Origin of the sequence: Streptomyces silvae (assembly GCF_016745505.1) — a bacterium.
In the GTDB taxonomy this organism is placed as follows: Bacteria; Actinomycetota; Actinomycetes; order Streptomycetales; family Streptomycetaceae; genus Streptomyces; species Streptomyces silvae.
Window position 1 is genome coordinate 1 of sequence record NZ_JAERUC010000100.1, and the last position, 19,423, is coordinate 19,423.

Consider the following 19,423-nt stretch of genomic DNA (forward strand, 5'->3'; position numbering starts at 1 on the left):
AGCAGGACGCGATCCGGCAGGAGCAGGAGCAGAAGCAGGCGGAGGCGGAGGCCAAGCAGGAGGAGGTCCGCCAGGAGCAGGAGAAGAAGCAGGCGGAGGCCGAGGCCAAGTTCGACAGCTCCCGTGAGAGCCTCTTCGGCGGCGGTGACCTGCCGGACCTGTCCTCCACCACCATCTCCGGCCCTGTCAACGACGGCGCGCTGGACATCCCCGGTGCCGGCGAGTCGCGCATCGACTCCAGCGGCCGGGTGATCACCGACCTTCCGGACGGCTCCACGGTCACGATCGACCCCGCCACCCACTCCTCCACCGTTACCCGGCCTGACGGCTCGACCCTCTCCGGCCCGCTCAACACCGGCGATCTGCTGTCCCTCCCAGGCGGCGGCACCACGCACCTGGACTCCGGCGGCAACGTGGTCACGGAACTCCCGGACGGTTCCGTCCAGACAATCAACCCGGACACCGGCACCACCACCGTCACCCGCCCGGACGGCACCACCGTCTCGGGCTACCTGGACGACGCCGGCCCGTCCCTCAGCTCCGGTCACCTGAACAACGGCTCGCTCGACTACACCCCGCCGTCCTACGACTACTCCTCCTACGAGGAGGAGTTGTTCGACGACCAGCCCTACGAATCGCCCCTGGCCGGCAGCGGGGCGTCCGGCGGGACGAGCGCGCCCACGCACAACCGGCCGTTCCTGAACAGCGGGGCGTTCCCCGGCCCCACCAGCGGGGGCGACGCCGGCCTCGGCACGAGCGGCGACACCGGCACGGGCACGGGCACCGGCACCGGCACGCCGATGGGCGGCGGTATGGGCGGAGGCATGGGCGGCGGCATGGGGGGTGGAATGGGCGGCGGCAAGGGCGGCCAGTCCGACTCCGGCGAGCGTGTCCGTAACGTCATCGACGGCGAGGTGGTCCCGAACCGCCGCCCACGGTCCGGCGCGGGCGCTCCCGTCCGGAACGGCCGGTACGCGGACGACGAGGTACGCGTGGCCACCGGCGCCCCGACCACCGGTGGCACGCCCTTCCTCCCGCCGATGGCGGGCGGCGGCGGTGGCGGCGGTGCGCCCGGCCAGCAGACCCAGACCCAGAGCGGTGACCGCGCCCGGGACTCGTGGGTACCGGAGGACGACGACGTATGGGGCACGGACGAGGGCGGTGCGCCGGCTGTGATCGGACGCTGACCGTCACGGTGACAGCCTCCGGCGCCCCTCGATCGGCGGCCGATCGAGGGGGAGTTCGCATGATGCACGCGTGTACGGCAGAATCCCGTACGAGCAGGTGAAAGGGTGACCGTTGAGCGAGTCGATGGAGAAGAAGCTGTCTCAGGCCATGGCCGAACTGTCGGCCGTGCAGGAGGCGGTGGCGCAGGCCGAGAGCGAGCTCAGCCAGGCCTCGGCCACAACCCGGTCGCGGGACCGTGCGGTGGAGGTCACCGTGGGCCCGCAGGGCGAGTTGACGGCGCTCAAGTTCCCGGACAACAGGCACCAGAACATGACGGGCCCTCAACTGGCCGCCTCCGTACTGGAGGCCGTGCAGGAGGGCCGCGCGCAGATGGCTCGCAGAGTGATGGACGTCTTCGAGCCGCTGACCCGGACGAGCGGCGGCCCGACGGGCCTGCGGGGCGTCGACATCGACTGGGACCGGGCCTTCGGCTCGGCGCTCGACGGCACGGACGGCGGGAGGAGGCGCTCGGCGGCCCGCCTGCACGACGAGATCCACGAGGACTGATTTTCCACAGAGCGTGACGAGGGAGGTAAGCATGGCCACGGGTAAATTCATCGCGGATCCCGGTCGTATACGCCGCGGCGGCGAGATGATGGAGGAGCTGCCGCAGCGGACGAACAAGATCGCCGACGACTTCATCTCCGACATGCAGAACTACCGGGGCTGGGCCGGTTACAACGACGACTTCGCCCTTGAGGTGCTGCCCAAGTACGACGCGACCAACGAGTCCTGCCTGGAGCTGATCAGGACCGTGGGCACCGCGCTGGCGGACCTCCGGCAGGCGGTCTGGGCCAACGGGCAGCACATCGAGGGTGTGTCGTCCTACGCCAACGAGCAGATCGGGCGCCAGATGTCGAGCCTCGACGGGCCGGGCGGGGACTCCGCCGGGGGCGGCAGGCACTAAGTGGAGGAGATCGACTTTCCGCCGGACGTCCGGACGATGCTCTGGATCCTGCTGGGCGAGATGCCCCTGCAGGCCAGGGAGAATCTGGCGTGGGAAAGTCGTCAGCTCTACCTCGCTCTCCAGAAGGGTCTGATCGACCTCCGCGCCGCCTCGCGGGAGACGATCCAGATGGTGGAGGACGCGTTGCCGCCGGAGGTGGCCAAGCCGTACATCGACAGCGTACGGATGCTCACCGACATGCCCGGCGGCACCGACCCCATCCAGCAACTGCTCTACCAGCTCGACGAACTCGCCAACGGCCAGGTCGACTACTCACAGAAGATCCAGGGATCCAAGTGGGAGATCATCGCCGAGATCATCATGCTGCTCGCCGAACTGGCGCTGCTGGCAGCGCTGATGGCGTTCACCGGCGGCGCTTCGGTGTCGCAGATGTTCCTGGCGAGGGCCCGGAGCAAGCTGGCGATCCTGATGATCATCGACCGGCTGCTGCGGATGTCGCACATCGCGCCGACCCTCGGCGAGGCGATCCAGGAGGCCATCCAGACCCTGGCGGTCCGGCTGGCGCAGATCGGTCTGAACACCGGTGGCCGCAAGCCCGGCGGTGTCGACTGGAAGGACGTCGGGGTCGCCGCCGCGTTCGGCGCGCTCACCGCCGGTTTCATGGAGATCTTCGACAAGTTCCTGAAGCCGATCAGCAACTACTTCAAGGACGTCCTCGGGGACGTCTTCGACAAGTTCCGCATCAACCCGAACAGCCTGCTGTTCAAGGGGCTGGTGAACGGCCCGCCGACCGTCGTCACCACCTTCGTCGTCGGGGGTGCCGCCGAGAGCACCGCCGAGGTCATCATCAACGGGGCCTTCTACGACAAGTGGGAGTTCAAGTGGGAGACCTTCGTCGGGTCCGGCACCAGCACCCTGTTCGACGTGGGTGCGGGGATGGCCATCGGCGCCGGGGCCTTCACGATCTACAACAACTACTTCAACAACAACAACCAGTTCACGGACCTCAACGACCTGCCCGGACCTGACAGCCCGCTGGGCGGCGGCGACTCGGGGCCCTCGGGCTCCGAGAAGTCCGACGTGGGCTCCGCGGGCGGCCCGGACGCCAAGGGCCCGTCGACGGTCAAGAGCAACCCGTTCACCCCCGGTCCCGCGACCCCGCTTCCGAACACCGTCTCGACCGATCTTCCGAACGGGATGGGCAGCGGTATCGATGTCCAGCCTCCGCCGCTGTACACGCCCCCGCCGTCGAGCACGCCCCCGTCCACGCTGAACACACTGCCCACCGGCGGCTCCGACGCGCTGTCCGGGCCGTTCGACCTCTCGTCGAGGACAGCGGACAGCACGGGCAACCTCAACGGCACGGGCAACTTCAACGGCACGAACGGCTTCGACGCCACGAGCGGGTCGCAGGTGCCGTATCTGCCGCCGCCCACGTCGTCGCCGGTCTCCGGGTCCACCTCCTCGCCCTCCACGCTCCCGTCCTCGTCCCAGCCCGACACGACGCCGCTGCCCTCCGGGCGTACCTCGGGGCGCACGTCGGTGCCGTCGTCCGGACCCGACGCCGACTTCGCACCGCCCGAGCTGTCGCCGGACCTCACGCCCGATACGACGCCGGACCTCACGCCCGGCGCCTCGTCCGACGTGCCGGGGTCGACGAGTGATCTCCCGCAAGGACTCACGACGCCGAAGGGTTCCGCCGCCGCACCGGGCCCGAGCACCACGGCCGGTACGAACGGTACGGACCAGGCCACCGACCTGGACGACGCCTGGACCGGCCAGGACGGGACCCGGGACGTCGACGGCACCACGGGACAGGACCTGCCCGGAGGCGGAACGCCCGGCCGGAACACGGGTGTTCAGCAGGGCACGGAGGACGGCACACACCAGCGGGAGAACGACGTCCTGCCGGATGCCGACGCCGAGTCCGGCACCGTCGCTCCGCCGACCCCTGTGAACACGTCGGCCGGCCCGAACGCGACGGCGCCCGCCCCCGGGACGCAGGGCACACCGCCCGGTGCGCCGCAGGGCACGCCCCCCACGGGGAACCAGTCCCCGTCCTCCACGGGGAGCCAGTCCCCGTCCTCGTCCCGGACCGACCCGACCGACGGGAACGGCACGGCGGACCTGCCGGATCAGCGGACGGACCAGGACGGTCAGGAGGAGCTGTCCGAGGACGCGGAGCCGTCGCTCGCCCCGCCGCCGCCCGTCACGGACCCGGCCGGACCCGACGGCGCACCGGCGCCGGCGGCTCCGTCGGCGGGGCCGCGTACGTCCTCGGACGCCCCGAACCTGGACGCGACGCCCGCGCCCCCGCAGCCGTCCCGCGCGGACCCGGCCGGCGGCCCGGCCACGGTGGGCGGCGATATCCCGACGACCGGCGACGCCACCGACGACCACACCGGCAGCTCCATCGACGCGGGCACCGGCACCGCTGCGGACGTGCTCACCGGGCAGGCGTCCGGGCCCGCCGTGCCCGTCGCCGACCCGGTGCGGCCCGAGCAGTGGCGGGCCGGGCGCCACGACGCACCGGCGGTGCCCGTGCGGACCGAGCAGTTCGACCCGGCCCCGGAACCCGGCCCGCACCACGACGAGACCCTCGTACGCGCGTGGGTGCAGCGGATCCAGGCCGACGACGGCCGCTGGATCAGCAATCTCTCCCTCCACCTGCCGGTCCGGGCCGGGGAGGGCTTCGCCGTCGGCGAGCTCGCCGTGTTCGAGAAGCGGATTCAAACGCTCCTCGACACCCGTCTGAACAACGGTCTGCTGCTGCCGGGATCGGGTGACCAGCTTCATGTGGACCTCACGCTCACGCCGGCCCCCGAACACTCCGAGGCCGTGGAACTGAGCAGGACGCCCTGGCCGGGCGACGTCGACCAGCTGAACTGGCGGCTTCACACGGCCGACTCCGCCGCCGCCCCGGAGGTGACGGCGGCGCGGCAGGTGCGGGACGACGCGGCGGTGCTCCACATGCTGCTGAACTACGCGGGCGTGCCGGACCGGGGCCCGGCCGTCGACGCGCTGTTCCGCCGGCTGGTGCGGCCGAGCGACGGCGACGGAACGACGGCCGGCCCCGGCAGGTCCGCCGACCCGTCACCCGCCGTGCCGCTGAGCTACCTGGGGACCGTCGAGAGCGTCATCGCCACCCATGCCGTCGTCCTCGACCACCCGCTGACCGCGCGTGGCACGCGGCCCCCGAGCGGTGTCGACGACCCGGCCCGCGCGCTGCGGATGCCGACGACCGACCCCACGGACCACTCCGACACCGTCCCGATCGCACCGGCCGCCCCTGTCCGGACCACCTCGACCCCGACCACCCCGACCACGACCACCCCGACCACCTCGACCACGACCTCCGCGGCCGAGGGGCGGCCGGACACCGACGCGCCGCCGGTCACGCCCGCCCCGGCCACGGCGCCGGCCGTCGAGACGCTCACCCCGCCCCCCGGCGACGGTCTCCGCACGGACCGGGAGAAGGGCGTGCGGATCGCCGACACCGTGCCGCCCGCCGCCCCGCCGACGGACGGCGCCGTCCAGGGCGACGCACCTGCCCCCGCGTCCCAGGAATCCGGGACCCCCGGGACGCCCGTCGCACCGATCTCCGACGACGCGAAGCTGGCCGTGGGCCGCCGTTTCAGCGCGCTCATGCGGGACCTCGGCCATCGAGTCGTCCTCGCCGGCGGGGCCCGGGGCAGGGTGCTGTCCGACAACCCGCGCCCCCTCGGCCGCCTGGAGTTCACTCTCCCCGGCGACGTCGCCCGGCACGCCGACGCCGTCAACGAGGCCATCGCCCGGCAGTTCCCCGGTGTGCACCGGCAGGCCCTCCGCGTGAGCGCGGACGGACGCACCCTGTCCGGTGTGGTGCGCGGCGCCGAGATCGTCGTCACCACCGCCCCGCACGCCTCCACCGCCCCCACCACCGAGACCGACGGTTTCCTGGTCCCCGACGTCACCGAGTCGCTGGCCGACACCGCCTACACGCTGGCCCTGGCCACCGACGAGCAGCAGCGCGCCCGGGACCTCTTCGACCTGCTGTGGGCGCTGACGTACGCCCCGGCCGACGACGCGCTCCCGGCCACCGCCCCGCAGGCCCTGCGCGGTGACGCCTACCGTGCCGCGCGGGCGTCCGGGGCCGCGCCCGGCCTGACCGTCCGGCTCAGCGAACTGCTGGACGGGGTGGCCCGGAACCCCGAGGCCCGCTCGGCGATGGAACAGACGTGGCTGTCCCTCGGCGCGGCAGCGGCCGACGTGCGGTGGCTGAACGATGAACTCACCACGCTCGCCGACGCGTTGCGTGCCACCGACGCGGTGACCTCGGACCCGGTCCGGCGGCTGGCGGCACGGCTGGCGGATCTGCCGAAGGACAGTCGTGAGCAGGAGCTGGCCGCGCTGTCACCCGGCGAACGCGAGCGGCTGGCCTCGGATCCGGACCTCGTCGACGCGCTGCGGACCACCCTGTCCGCGCCGGACTTCGCACACACGGCGGCGCAGCTGATGGTGCAGGTGCCGCCCGGGGTGGAGCAGCCCGTGTCGGCACGGCGGGAGGTGCGCGGGCAGATCGCGCGCATGCTGCGCGATCCGGACGTCACGGCGAAGCTGCTCCGGGACGGCGCGCGCGTGATCGTGGTGCCCCGGAGCGAGGCGATGACCTCCCTGGACCCGTTCCGCGACCTGGCCGGCCGGAGCAGCCAGGACGGCCGGTCGTGGGACACGGTGCGCGGCGTCGGCCGGCGTACGGCGGGGGTGACGGAGGAGAACCTCCTCGGCGAGTCCACCTCCGTCCCGGGCGCCGAACCCTCGTACGCGGACGGGTACTCCACGACCCTGCACGAGTTCGCCCACACGATCCACCAGTACGGGCTGAGCGAGGAGCAGCAGCAGCTCGTCCACGACGTGTTCCAGGAGACGAAGGACGAGTACGGGGCGCTGTGGCCCGACGGATGGCTGCACGGCATGGACGGCGAAGGCCGCCGCACGGGAGCCAACTACTCCAGCCGGGACGAGCTGGAGTTCTTCGCCCAGCTCACCAACGTCTACTTCCGGGCGAACCGGGGCACGGACGCGTACACCGGGCTGAGGCGCCAGAACGGCGGCCCCGACTGGGTCCGCAGGCACTACCCGGCGCTCTTCCCGCTGATGCGGGGGCTGTACGGCGACGCCCCGGACACGGACCGGGTGCCGGTCAACCCGGTCGCGGCCACGCAGCAGCAGAACGAGATCTACGAGGGCTTCCGGGCGCTGTGGGACCAGGCGGAGGGCGTGCACGTGGCGCAGCCCCACACCCCGGCCCCCACCCCTGCGCCCGGGGTCCGTCCGGCGGACCCGGCCCTCCCGGCCGAGGGCAGCACGGACGCCCCCGCGCCGCCGCCCGGCACGGGCGGTATGACGCCGGCGAAGTGGGACGAGCTGTCGGCCGCCCTCACTCAGGTCTTCGGTCCGGACGCCGCCGCGAATCCCGCCTTCACGCAGACGGTGAACTCGCTCGCGGTGCTGGACGGGGCGCGCAGGGGCGACCGGCGCTTCGGCGCCGGGCCGATCGATCTGTGGGGCATCACCGGGCGGGTGCTGCATCTGGGCCCCTCGGTGCCGGTGACCCCGGACCTCGTCTACCAGGCCCTGTCGGTCGCCGGCAGCGCGGCGCGCCGTCACCGCGCCCGGAGCCTGGCGGCCGTGGCCGCCTACCAGCTGGAGCGATCGGGAGCGCTGGCGGCCTCCACGGCCCTGACCGGTCCCGACGGCCACGCCCAGGGGCGCAACCTGACGGGGCGTCAGGGTCTGGGGCTGCTGCTGGACAGGACGGGCGTCCAGGACGACCAGGGCGTGGTCGGGCCGGGGCCGCTGCCGTGGGGAGACCGTGCCCACGCGGTGGTGGCGCAGCGCGCCCCCTCCGGCCGGATCGTCGTGGACGACGGCCGCGGGACCCCGGTGGAGGTCGACGAGCAGGAATTCGTCGAGCTGATGGCGCACGACCCCGGTCGGCCCCCGGGTGTCCCGGTGGTGCTGCTGGTGGAGGACGCCGGCGAGTCGCTGGCGCGGCTGCTCGCGGACCGGATCGACGGGAGGGTGTGGTACACCGACGGCACCTTCCGGTTGCAGCCGGCGGCGCAGGGGAGCAGCTGGCGGTACGCCGCCCTGGAGAACCCCGAGCCGGGGCGGGTGCCGGTGGGGACCTGGCTACCCGCAGACCCCGGACTGGTGCCGGACGACCCCGGTGCCTTCGTGACCCTCGCCGACGGGACGCGGGTCGCCGAGGACGACCTGGAGTCGTACGCCCTGACGACCGCCGACGGTCAGGAGCTGACCGGGCGGGCCTTCCTGGACCCGCATGACATGGCGATGCGGGAGCAGGGCCTGCGCCCGATATCCGCGGTCCAGTACTACACCGACCTGTACGAGGGGCTGCCCGGGGTCGACAGCGACCGGGAGAGCGGGCTGCGGCCGCTGCCCAGGCCGCTGGCGGACTCGTACATCTTCGTGGGGCACGGCCGCACGGGGATGAAGGCCGTCCCGGTGCGCAGCACGGGCCGCGGCCACATGCTGGGCGACAAGGAGTTCGGCAGGCTCCTCGCCCGGCGCAAGAGCCTGCAGCGGATGCGACCGGACAAGCCGGTCTGGGCGCTGTGGTGCGAGCTCGGCCAGGTGCGGACGGGGAAGGACCGGCTGGAGTCCCCGCCCCCGGCCCAGTCGGCCGCGAACATGTCCGACCGTACGGTGTTCACCGCGGAGGCGACCCAGGGGTGGAGCGCGGCGGAGGGCAACTGGCCGCCGCGGCTCATCAAGTTCGACGACCCGGACCGGCCCGTCTTCCGGTACCGGGAGTTCCGCCCGGAGCCCGGCGCCACCGCCCTCACCTCCCTCGCCGACCTGGCGGGCCTGCCCGCGCACGCGGAGCGCAGGACGACCCGGGTGCTGCGGTGGGTGCGGGCGCTGCGCGAGACCCACGGCGTGGACATCGACACCGACCCCGGCCGGACCGCGGAGTTCCACAACCTGATCCGCGGCTTCGGCGCGCTGGAACGGCTGCGGACCGACACCCCGCAGAACCCGGACACCGGGCCGCTGACCTGGCGGTCGCTGGAGCACATCGTCGGCACCTACGCCCAGGGACGCGGCTGGGACCGCTCGCTGACCGCGAACGCGCTGGAGCACGTGCTCTACCAGGCGCAGGTGGGCGGCCTGTCGCCGCAGTCCGTGATCGCCGCCGCCCCCGCCGCGCCGCCGGTGGCACCGCTGACCGAGGTGGCCGCGCCCGGCGAGTTGTCGGAGTACATGCGTTCCCACGGCGCCCAGTACGACGGGCACATCGGCCTCGTCATCCACGAGCCGACGCCGGACCCCGTCCTGGAGGGGCTGCACCGGCAGATCATCCGCGCTCTCGGGGCCGACCCGGCCGGCGCCGAGGGCCAGGAGCTGCGGACCCAGCTCCGCGACGTGCTGAGCGCGGAGGAGGTCGAGCTGAACCGGCCGTACCTGCGCAGCCGGCAGGGACACCGGATCACCCTCCGGCACGGTAGCCGCGACCGGTCGGTGGACGTACGGCTCGCCTACGCCGATCCCCGGAAATCCCCGAAGTACGGCCGGATCGACGGCGAGCGTCCTCCGACGCTGCCCGACATACAGGTGGAGCTCCGGGCCGCGGGCGGGCAGTCGTCCTCGCACGCGGAGAGCTCGGGGAACCTGCGTACCGGCTCACTGCCCTGGAGCGCGATCTTCCCGGACTTCGGCGCCGGGGTGCTCCGCTGGGGGGACGGCACCGTCAGCCTGTCCGCGACGCACAACCAGCTGGCCCAGTCCATCACCGTCGGCGAGACGTTCCAGGTCACGAGCAAGCAGCAGGCCGAGGAACCCGCGCACCCGATGGACGTCGACGGACGGTGGCAGGTCCAGGTGGACTCCCCCCGCGAGCACCCGACCGGCAACTGGCAGCCCGAGCAGTCGCACGGCACCCTCACGATCTGGTTCCACGAGCACCTCGCCTTCGACGGCGCCGACGCCACCGACCTGCCCGAGCCCGGAGACGTCGACGACCTGCCGCTGTGGGGCGGCGACAGCGTCGCCGAACCGCGCCGGCTGCTGACCGAAGTCCTCCGGGACCAGAACTTCGGTTCCCTGCGCGGCCTCGACGAGAACTCGGAGACGGCGCTGGAGAACTTCCTGTCCCAGCGGATGCTGCAGGGCACCCCGCACCTGCAACGCTCCGGCGGGGTCTTCTCGCCGACGCTGCTGGACGAGGACGGCAACGCGATCGGCATGCTCGAACTCACCGCCGTGATCGAACCGGGACGGCCGATGCGCAAGAGCGCCGACGGCAAGTCCACGCTGGAGACGTGGTTCTCGCACACCTCCAGCGTGGACCGGTCGGCGAAGCTGACCAGCGGCCTGGGGATCGAGGCCTCGGGCGGACCGTCGTTCACCACCGACCACGCCGAGGGACATCCGAACGCCGCGTCGTCGTTCGGCGGCAACCTCATGGGCAAGGCCGGCGCCAACTGGCAGTTGAACGACCAGCTGAACAACGTCAGCAGCGCGACCCTCATGTACGGCCTCCGCACCAAGACCAGCCACCTGCTGACCTCGGGCCGGGTCACCTACACCGTGACGCTGCACCGGGCCGGCGGCGGCCAGGTCAGCAGTACCTTCGGGCCGTGGGAGGACGGCCTGAGGCTCCGCATCGCCCGGCGGGCCGCGATGGCGGGGCACCGTCCCGGCCCCGAAGAGGTGCGGGCGCTCCCCGAACACCTGGAGAATCTGGACAGCATCGGATACACCGAGACCCCCCTCAAGATCGACGGAGCGGACCCGCTGTTCACGAGGGCGGAGGCGTGGCTGCGCCAGGAGGGGTTCCTGCCGCCCGTCGGCCCCCGGCGCCGGTCGCTGCCGTTCCGGCTGGACGAACCGCTGGTCGTGGCCCAGCTGGAGAACCTGCGGCGGCTGCGGCAGATGCGTTCGACGTTCGGCCTCGCCGCGTCGGCGTCGGACGGAGTGGACGGCGGGGAGCCCGTCTGGTTCGACCGGCCGAACGCCGTCTCGGGCACCCGCCGGGTGCAGCTGCGGTTCACCGTCGCCCGGGACACCGCGCGGCCCTCGACCCACACGCGCCGGCTGCCCGACATCCTCCAGGTCGGCTTCAGCTCGTACGAGGCTGGCGGCGGGCGGCGGTACGGCACGGCGCTGAGCGGCTCCGCGGGTGGTGGCGGCGGCTTCAACGCCCCCCTCGCGGACGGCGCGTGGGGGCTGAACATGGGGCCGGACTACCTGGCCACCCGGCAGATCACGGACGCCGGGAACACCGGTGACTCGGTCGGCTTCGACCAGTTCACCATGACGACCCAGAACGGCAGCGAACTCTTCGAGGTGCCCGCCAGGCTCGGCCTGGACCTCTACGAGGGCCCCGGCGACGACCCTCGCATCCACTTCGCCGACGATCCGGCCACGGCGGGAGACGGCGCGACGGACGGGACGGCGCTGCTGGCCCCGGGCGCCACACCGCACACCCTGCCCGGCGACGTCACCCTGCTGGTGCCGCACTACCGCACGCGCGAGCCTGCCAGGGTCCCGGCCCCCGCCGTGCCCCGGCCCGGACACGTGATCCGGGAACCCGTCACCGACGGCGGGCCGACGGACGACCAGCGGCGCCTGAACCTGGTCGACGCCCACGGGAACCCGCTGCCGGGCCTGACCAGGCTGCCCGAAGGCGCGCTCGTGGACACCTTCCGCGGTACCGCGGCGCTGATGGAGGCACTGGGCCAGATCGTCGCGGGGACCTACCCGGGCCACCCGGAGCAGGGACCGATGGGCCGGGCGGTACGGCGCGCCTCCGTGACGCTGACCGGGCTGGCCACGGAGACCGCCAGGCGCGGTTCCGCGGTGAAGGAGTCGCTGCCCGACCCCCTGACCGGGGCGGTCAACCGGGTCGGCTCGGCCGTCAACTGGGCCGCGACACCGGTGACCTGGGCGGCGAAGACGTCCGCCGACGGAGTGGCGGCGACCTACAAGTGGACGTCGGTCGCCGTGGCGGGCGCCTCCCTCAACGACCAGGGCACCCTCGCGACCGAGGCCCGGCACGACGCGATCCGCCCCGCCCAGCTCATCTCCCGGGCCGCGCAGATCCTGGGCGGGACGTACGTGGTGGAGGGGCTGACGCTGCCGGGCATGGTGGCGGACCAGGTCATGATGCTGGAGGTCACCGGCTACCTGACCAACCCCCGCAACCTGGGTTCCGAGTCGCTCTACTCGGAGCAGGACGTCCTGTCCGGCGACACCGCGGGCCGGCAGCGCGGCGTCGGCGTCACCCACCAGGGCAACTTCCAGGTCACGGCGTTGCAGGCGGCTCCCACCCCTCCCGACCTGCTGACCCATCAGGCCAACCCCGGCGGCCGGTACTCCCAGTCCCGCCGCACCGACGACATCAGCACGGTCAACTCCGTGACCAAGGCCACCCACGCCACGGAGCACTCGGGCGGCAAGTTGTGGGTCGGCAGCGACCTGACCCTGCTGATGACCGTCAAGTGGGGTGTGCGCAACGTGGCCGGGAACACCGTCGGCCTGGGCGCCTACGCCCCGGTCACGGTCGCCGTCGACCTGCCCCGCGCTGTGACCTACCTGGCTCCCGCCCAGTCCCTGGCCCGCCTGGCCGCGTGGTTCCAGGGCATGCCGGGGGTCCCCGCCCTGACGCCGCCCCAGCCCGACGTACCCCTCCCCGGCAGGTTCGTCCGGACCCGTCAGCTCGGCAAGGCCAGCGTCCTGACGGTCACCCAGCTCGACGACACGACGAACCGCAGGGAGCGCCGGGACCGGATGCGCCAGGAGCTCACCACCCTGGTGGAGAACGAGGCCCCGGGCGCCACCCGGCCCGCGCACGCCTCGTACGCCTCCGGCGTGGCGACCGAGATCACCCGCACCACCGAGCCCGCGGCGCTGCGCGCCCTGCCCCGGCGCGGCCCCGGCGGCCACGTGCGCTTCCACTTCCTCCACGTCGCGTACGGCGGAGCGCGGCTGGTCGAGGTGACCCTGAGCGCCGAGCCGATGATGCAGACGCCCGCCCTGCGTGGTGTACGCGGCCGTCCGGCGGACGCCGGAACCGCCATGGAGCAGGTCGACACCCACATCCCGCAGGGGAGGGTGACGTCCTCGGGTGTCACCACGACCCGCCAGGGGACGGCCAACATCATCTCCCGCTACCCGCGCACCAGCGGCGGGCGCACGGACCGCGAAGGCCCTTCCATCGCGCTGGCCAGCACCCGCGCCCGTACGGCACGGTCCGAGGTGGCCACGGAGGACCGCTTCTGGACGCGTTCGGGAAGCACCGCCGACTTCGACATGGACTACCGCTACACCGCCTCGGTCCGCTCCGAGACGGTGTGGCAGTGGCCGCCCAACATCCCCGGCGCGATCTTCCAGAACGGGCTGCTGAACCTCTCCGGACTCGAAGGAGACGCGGCGCAGCAGGTGCGTACCTGGATCGGGCGTCTGCTGCGGGGCCGGCCGGTGAGCCGGATCTCCGTACCGGCCGCGTTGGCACTGCGGTTCGTGGGCTCCGAGTCCGCCCAGCCGAGGCCGCACGCGGGGCCGCGGCCCCCCGCGCTGCTCACGGCCGACCCGCTGCTGCTGTCACCGCGCGATGCCGCGGCCCGAAGCACCCTGCCCTTCCCGGGCGGCGCGCGCCTGGAGCCGACCGGCACGACGCCGGTGTACGACTCCAACGCGGCCCCGCAGCTCGCGCAGGCGCTCCGCGAGGTCGACCCGCGCATGACCACGTCCTGGGGCCTGTCGGCGAACGCCTCGCCGGAAGCCGTGGCCGTCCGGCTGGGCGAGATGATCCAGGCCGGCGAGATCAGCCTCGACCCGAGCCGCACGGCGGCGGGCCTGACCACCACGATGCCCGGGAGCTGGCCGGTCCAGCGGGCCGACGCGGCACCGTCCCTGCGGATCTCCCTGCACCGCCCCCGGCCGGTCACGGAGACGGGCGACATCGCCGTCGACAGGGTGCGCCGGCAGGTCCGCACCTCGGCGACGGCCTCCTCGGCCGCGAGCTCCTTCGTCCTGAACCAGCAGGGCACCTACAGCCTGACGGGCAGCAACTTGCAGCTGCTGGGGCTGACCTTCCCGCTGGCCGCACAGCAGCCGCACGCCACCTCCACGGGCGGCAACGTGTCCGCCACCTCGTTCTCCCGCCTGCGGATCGGCCAGACCAGCGCGCCCACGGACCGGCACGGCACACGCAGCTACGAGGCGCTGGTCGACACCGTCATCACGGTGGAGGGCCCCAGGGGCGTCCGGTACGTCACCGGGAGCTCCACCATCCGGCTGTGGGAACGCGACGTGCTCGGCTTCGGCGTCACCCCGCCGCGTCCGGGCCCCCGGATCTACGACCTGCCCGCGATGCTCGCCGACCAGGACGCGGACGATCTGCGGGAGTGGGCGCATCACCCGGTCACCGACCTGCCGAGCGTGCTGGCGGAGGGCATCGACGCGCGGGACGCGGCGGCGGAGCTGTGGCTCGCGCTCGGACCCGACCCGGACGGCACCCGGCTGGCCCGGGCCCTGTTGATCGGCTCCCGTACGGCGGCGCTGGCCGGGAAGCCCGTCGAACTGGTGGTGCGCACCGACGAGGGGCTGCGGTACTGGCCGTTCGACGCCGACGGCTCCCTCGCCGATTCGAGCGACGCCACCCGTGACTCCTGGCAGGGCGTCCACGACACCATCGGCACCTACCTCGACGCGGTGCGGGCCGAGGCGACGGCGCGTCACCGGGAGGAAGGGCTGGCACGGCGACAGCCCGGTGCGCTGCGGGCCCTGGGGGACGCCGGACGCGCCGTGGACACCGCCACCACCGCGCACCGGAACGCCGCACAGGTCCACACGGCCGCCCTGCGCACCGAGAGGACCGTACGGGCGGAGCTCACCGCGGTGCGGGGGCGGATCGCCGAGGCGCAGACGGAGATCGCGCGGCTGGACGCGGCCGCCCGGGACGCGCGGACCCGTTACGACGCCGCCGCGCAGGAGGAGCGGCAGCTGCACACGCGGTGGCAGCAGGCGCTGGCCGAGGTGGAACGTCTCGAACAGCTCGTCGCCGCCACCCCGGAGACCGACCCGGCCGCCACCGAACGGCAGAACGCCCTGGACGCGGCCGAGGAACGCGCCGACACCCTCCAGGAGCAGGGCCGGGCCGTCCACCGGCAGCGTCAGCTGGACCTCGACGCGGCGAACACCGCACGCGAGACGGCCGACGGGCTCCGGACCGGCCTCGACGGGACCCGCGCGCGGGAGACCACCCTCATCGGTGATCTCGGGCGGGCCGAGGAGGCCGTGACCCGCGCGGACCGTACCGTGCGGCAGGCGGACACCGACCTGAGGCGCGGGACCAGGGCCCGCGACGCGATCCAGGCCCAGGTCCACGAGATCGGGCGGGACCTCGGCGAAGTCCGGCGCGAACTGGGCACACAGGCGCATCGCCACAGTCAGGCGTGGGCGGGGCTGCCGGGCCTCACGCGCGCGCTGGAGACCGGCCGCCGTGCGGAGAGCATCGGTGAGGGGCCGTCGCAACGCAGCTCCATGTCCTCGGTCCCGGCCCGTGCGACGCGTTCAGGCCGGTTCGGCGGGCAGCCCCTGCCCGCACCACCGCCCGAGGACCAGGGCACGGCCGAGGCCCCGGTCACTCCCGTACCGGCCCCGGCGCCGCGCCCGGTGCTGCCGTCGGACGAACGGGCTCAGCTGGTCGCACGGCTGCCCGGCATGACCGAGCAGGACCGGACCGCCCGGCTGCTGGACCTGGCGTCACCGGACCGCGAGGCCCTGGCCTCCGACCGGACCCTGGCAGCGGAGCTGCGCCGGGCCCTGCCCGCCGACGCGTTCGCGCGTACCGCCGCGCTGCTGATGGTGGACGTCCCGGCCGGTGCGGACCTGCCCGTCTCGGCCGGCATCGAGGCGCGGGCCCAGGTGGCCCGGATGCTGCGTTCCCCCGCCGTGGCGGAGCGGATGCTGAACGAGGGCGCCCGGATGACCGTGGTCCCCAAGGACGCCGCCACGACCTCGCTGGACGCGTTCGGCCTCCTGCGGGGGAAGTCGGCACAGGACGCGCGCTCCTTCGCGACCATGCGCGGTGTCGAGACCGACGGACAGGTCGCGGTCGGCGAGGAGAACCTGCTGGGGGGCGCCACGAGCGTGCCGGGCGCGGGGCTGTACGCCGACGGCTACTCCGCCGCCACGCACGAGTTCGCGCACGCCGTCCACCGCCACGGGCTGACCGAAGACCAGCGGCGGCTCGTCACAGAGGCGTTCCACGACAAGGTGCTGGCGGGCGAGCTCGCGGCCTGGCCCGACGGACCGCTGTACGACCCCTCCGGCACGCACCGGAACTACTCCGCCCGTGACGAGTTCGAGTTCTTCGCCCAGCTCACCAACGCCTACCTCGGCACGAACACCGGCACCGACCCGTACACCGGCCTGCCCCGCAACAACGGGGCGAGGTGGGTCCGGCTCCACGAGCCGAAGCTGCTGCCGCTGCTGCGGGAGCTGTACGGCGCCGACCCGAAGGGCGCGCACCCCTTCGGCGCCAACCCCCGGGCGGAGGAGGACGTCTGGGCGGCCTTCCGCGCGATGTGGGACGAGACGGGGAACACGTACGAGCCGCAGCCCCACGCACCCCTCCCCGCGACGGCTCCCGCGACCCAGGGCCCCCGCGGTTCCGGCAGCCGTGGCCCTCTTCGGCCGCACAGCCGTGCGGAGTTGACGGCGATGGCACGCCGGGTGGCGGGCCGCGGACCGGCGGTGGGGCTGTCCGTCGAGCGGTGCCTGGTGCTGCTGCGGGCGCTGCGCGGCGAGCTGTTCCCGCGCGGTGTGCGTCCGGCACTGACGGTGGACGACGCGGTGGTCGGTGTGAAGCCGGCGCCCTCGTCGCTGGTGGTGGGCCCCGGGTGGCGTGGGGTGCGGTCGTGGCTGTCGGTCGTCGGGGCGGTCGCCGTCCAGGGGCCGGGTGCGGTGGCGTTCGTCCTGGCGCGGCGTCAGGGCGGGGCGCTCGGGCACGCCTGGGCGGCGTACCACCTGGGCGGCCGTGACGGCGTGGTGTGGGTGGACCTGTCGGCCGGTGACGGCCGACAGGTGTCGGCGCTTCCCCCCGCGGTCGCGGCGTCCGAGGCGCAGGTGGTGGTCGTGGACCCCGCCGGGCAGGCCGTGGAGCGTGCGCTGCCGGAGTTCGCACCGTCGTCGTCCACCCCGCACTCCGTGGTGGACGCGGCGACCGGGCGCCGTTACGGGGCACTCGGCCTGGAGGTCGAGAAGCGCCAGGTATTCGTGATCGACGGCATCGGGGACGTACCGGCCAAGCAGGTACTGGCCCGGGCGCCCGGCTTCAAGATCGTCACGGACCACGGCAGCGTCATGCGGACCGCCGACGGCCGCCTGCACCTCACCTACCCCGACCTGGCACCGGGCGAGCCGAAGCCCCAGCAGGCCAGCTATCTCATCGGCGAGATCGTCGTCGAGCCGATGGCGGTGCTCCCGGGTGAGCGGCGGCAGTCCCAGGAGGAGGCACTGGCACGGCTGGGGCGGGTGGAGCGAGCGCTGGACGGCAGGGACGAGCCGGGCAGCGCCCCGCAGATCGGCCTCGCCGACCTTCTCCCCGCCCAGGACGGCTGGACGACCACCGAGCTGGGCGACAAGGCCCTGGTCGGCCAGACCCCGGTCCGGACGAACCTCGCCTACGTGCAGCCCACCACGGGATTCCCCGCCCTGGGGCTGAGCGTGCTCCAGGACCGGGCGGTGGACCGGCTGCCGAGGGGCGCCGTCGGGGCCGTGGAGGCGTCGGGCAGGGAATTCGGGATGAAGGCCACCGGGCACTTCGTCCGCGTCTTCACCGGCCGGACCGATGTGCCCGACGTGGTCGTCCCCTTCCTCGCGCCGATCCCGGACATCGACGACATCTGGGGGTACGTGAGGTTCGCCTACGCCCACACCGTCGCCAGGCCGACCGGCGTCATCCTCAACCAGGGCCCGACCGCGTTCATGGTCAAGAACGGCCTCGCGGTGGCGTCGCGCCCCGCGCTGGACCGCGTCCTGCGGGCCCTGCGGCCCCGCAGCCGGAAGTTCCTCGACCAGCAGCACGACGACATCAGCGCCAACCTCGCTGCCACGCTCGGCAGGCTGCTGGAGATGTACCGAAGGACCATCACGCCGGACAAGCCGTTCTTCCCGGGCTACTTCGACGCCACCATCGGCGAGGTGCCGTCGGCCCGCGAGCACACGACCTCCGTGCTGACTGGGCGCACCTCCCGGGGCAAGGTCGTCACCCAGAAGCAGATGGTCGACATGGACGACGACCAGTTCCCGACCCTGGACACCGACGACGGCCGGCTGGAGATCCCGCTGGTCCTCACGGAGCTGCGGCACTTCGCGTACGACGGTGCGCAGCTGATGACGCCCGAGGACATCCGGCGGGCCGTGGCCGAGCTGTCCGAGCTCAGCCGCGAGGCCTACCGGCGGGCACTCACCCACCGGGCGCCGCTGCCCGAGGACGTCCTCGCCGAGTCCATCAACCGGATCCTGGACAACGAGGTGATCCGGGGACTCGCGCACTTCGTGCAGATGGTGTTGATGGCGGGTCTGCCGCAGCCCAGCGGCAGTTCCCGGCGACTGGTCTCGGTGGGGGAGAGCCAGACGATCTCCCGTGCGCTGGGCGAGTACGCCCTGGGCACCCCGCTGCCGGTCGGCCACCCCGTACACCAGGCGCTGCGCAAGGCCGTCGACGAGGCGTCCGACGCCATCGACACGCTCCCCCCGCCGCACCGGCCGAAGCTCCGCGCGATGGTCGACGCCGCGCGGGGCGCTCTGGAGATCCTGGCCGACCCCGAGCGGACGCCGCCGCCGATGGTGTGGGTGTCGGAGCTGGTCGCGGTGGACGGCTCCCGGATCCTCCTGGACCGGGTGCTGGCGATCAGGCACCGCGATGCGTACGGCCGGCCGCTGGGGACGTCCTCCCGCCCGGTCGAGGACTGGCAGGACGCCCACCGCCAGACGTACGGACTGCTGTCCGACGTGGTCGGGTACAGCTTCGTGCGTCCGGGCCCGGTGCCGCTGGAAAGCCCGGTCCGGACGCTGCCGTTCGCCGACGCGTACATGGTCGGGCTCCGCGGCGGACCGGGAGCCGCCGCGCTGGCACTGTCGGACGGCACCGACGCGCTGGTCGACTACGAGCGGATCGTGGACTTCCTCTTCGCGTTCGACGGAGACCTGACCGCACTGGCCCCCGAACGCCCCGTCGTGGTCACGGGAGCCGACCTGGCCGGCCCCCCG

General features: G+C 73.4%; 4 protein-coding genes. All 4 read left to right on the top strand.

What is annotated here, in order from left to right; all coding sequences use genetic code 11:
* A partial coding sequence (locus tag JKV81_RS15575) for a cell envelope integrity TolA family protein (protein ID WP_268980741.1) occupies positions 1–1,187 on the top strand: 1,187 nt, incomplete at its 5' end.
* A gap of 112 nt (positions 1,188–1,299) precedes the next feature.
* Entirely contained in the window at positions 1,300–1,734 is a 435-nt protein-coding gene (locus tag JKV81_RS15580; RefSeq protein WP_236056756.1) for a YbaB/EbfC family nucleoid-associated protein, read from the top strand.
* 31 nt (positions 1,735–1,765) lie between these two features.
* Complete coding sequence (locus JKV81_RS15585; protein WP_129265997.1) at positions 1,766–2,134, top strand: hypothetical protein; 369 nt, start codon at positions 1,766–1,768, stop codon at positions 2,132–2,134.
* The coding region (locus JKV81_RS15590) for a lonely Cys domain-containing protein (RefSeq protein WP_202076408.1) at positions 2,135–19,423 on the top strand (17,289 nt) is incomplete at its 3' end. It lies immediately after the preceding gene.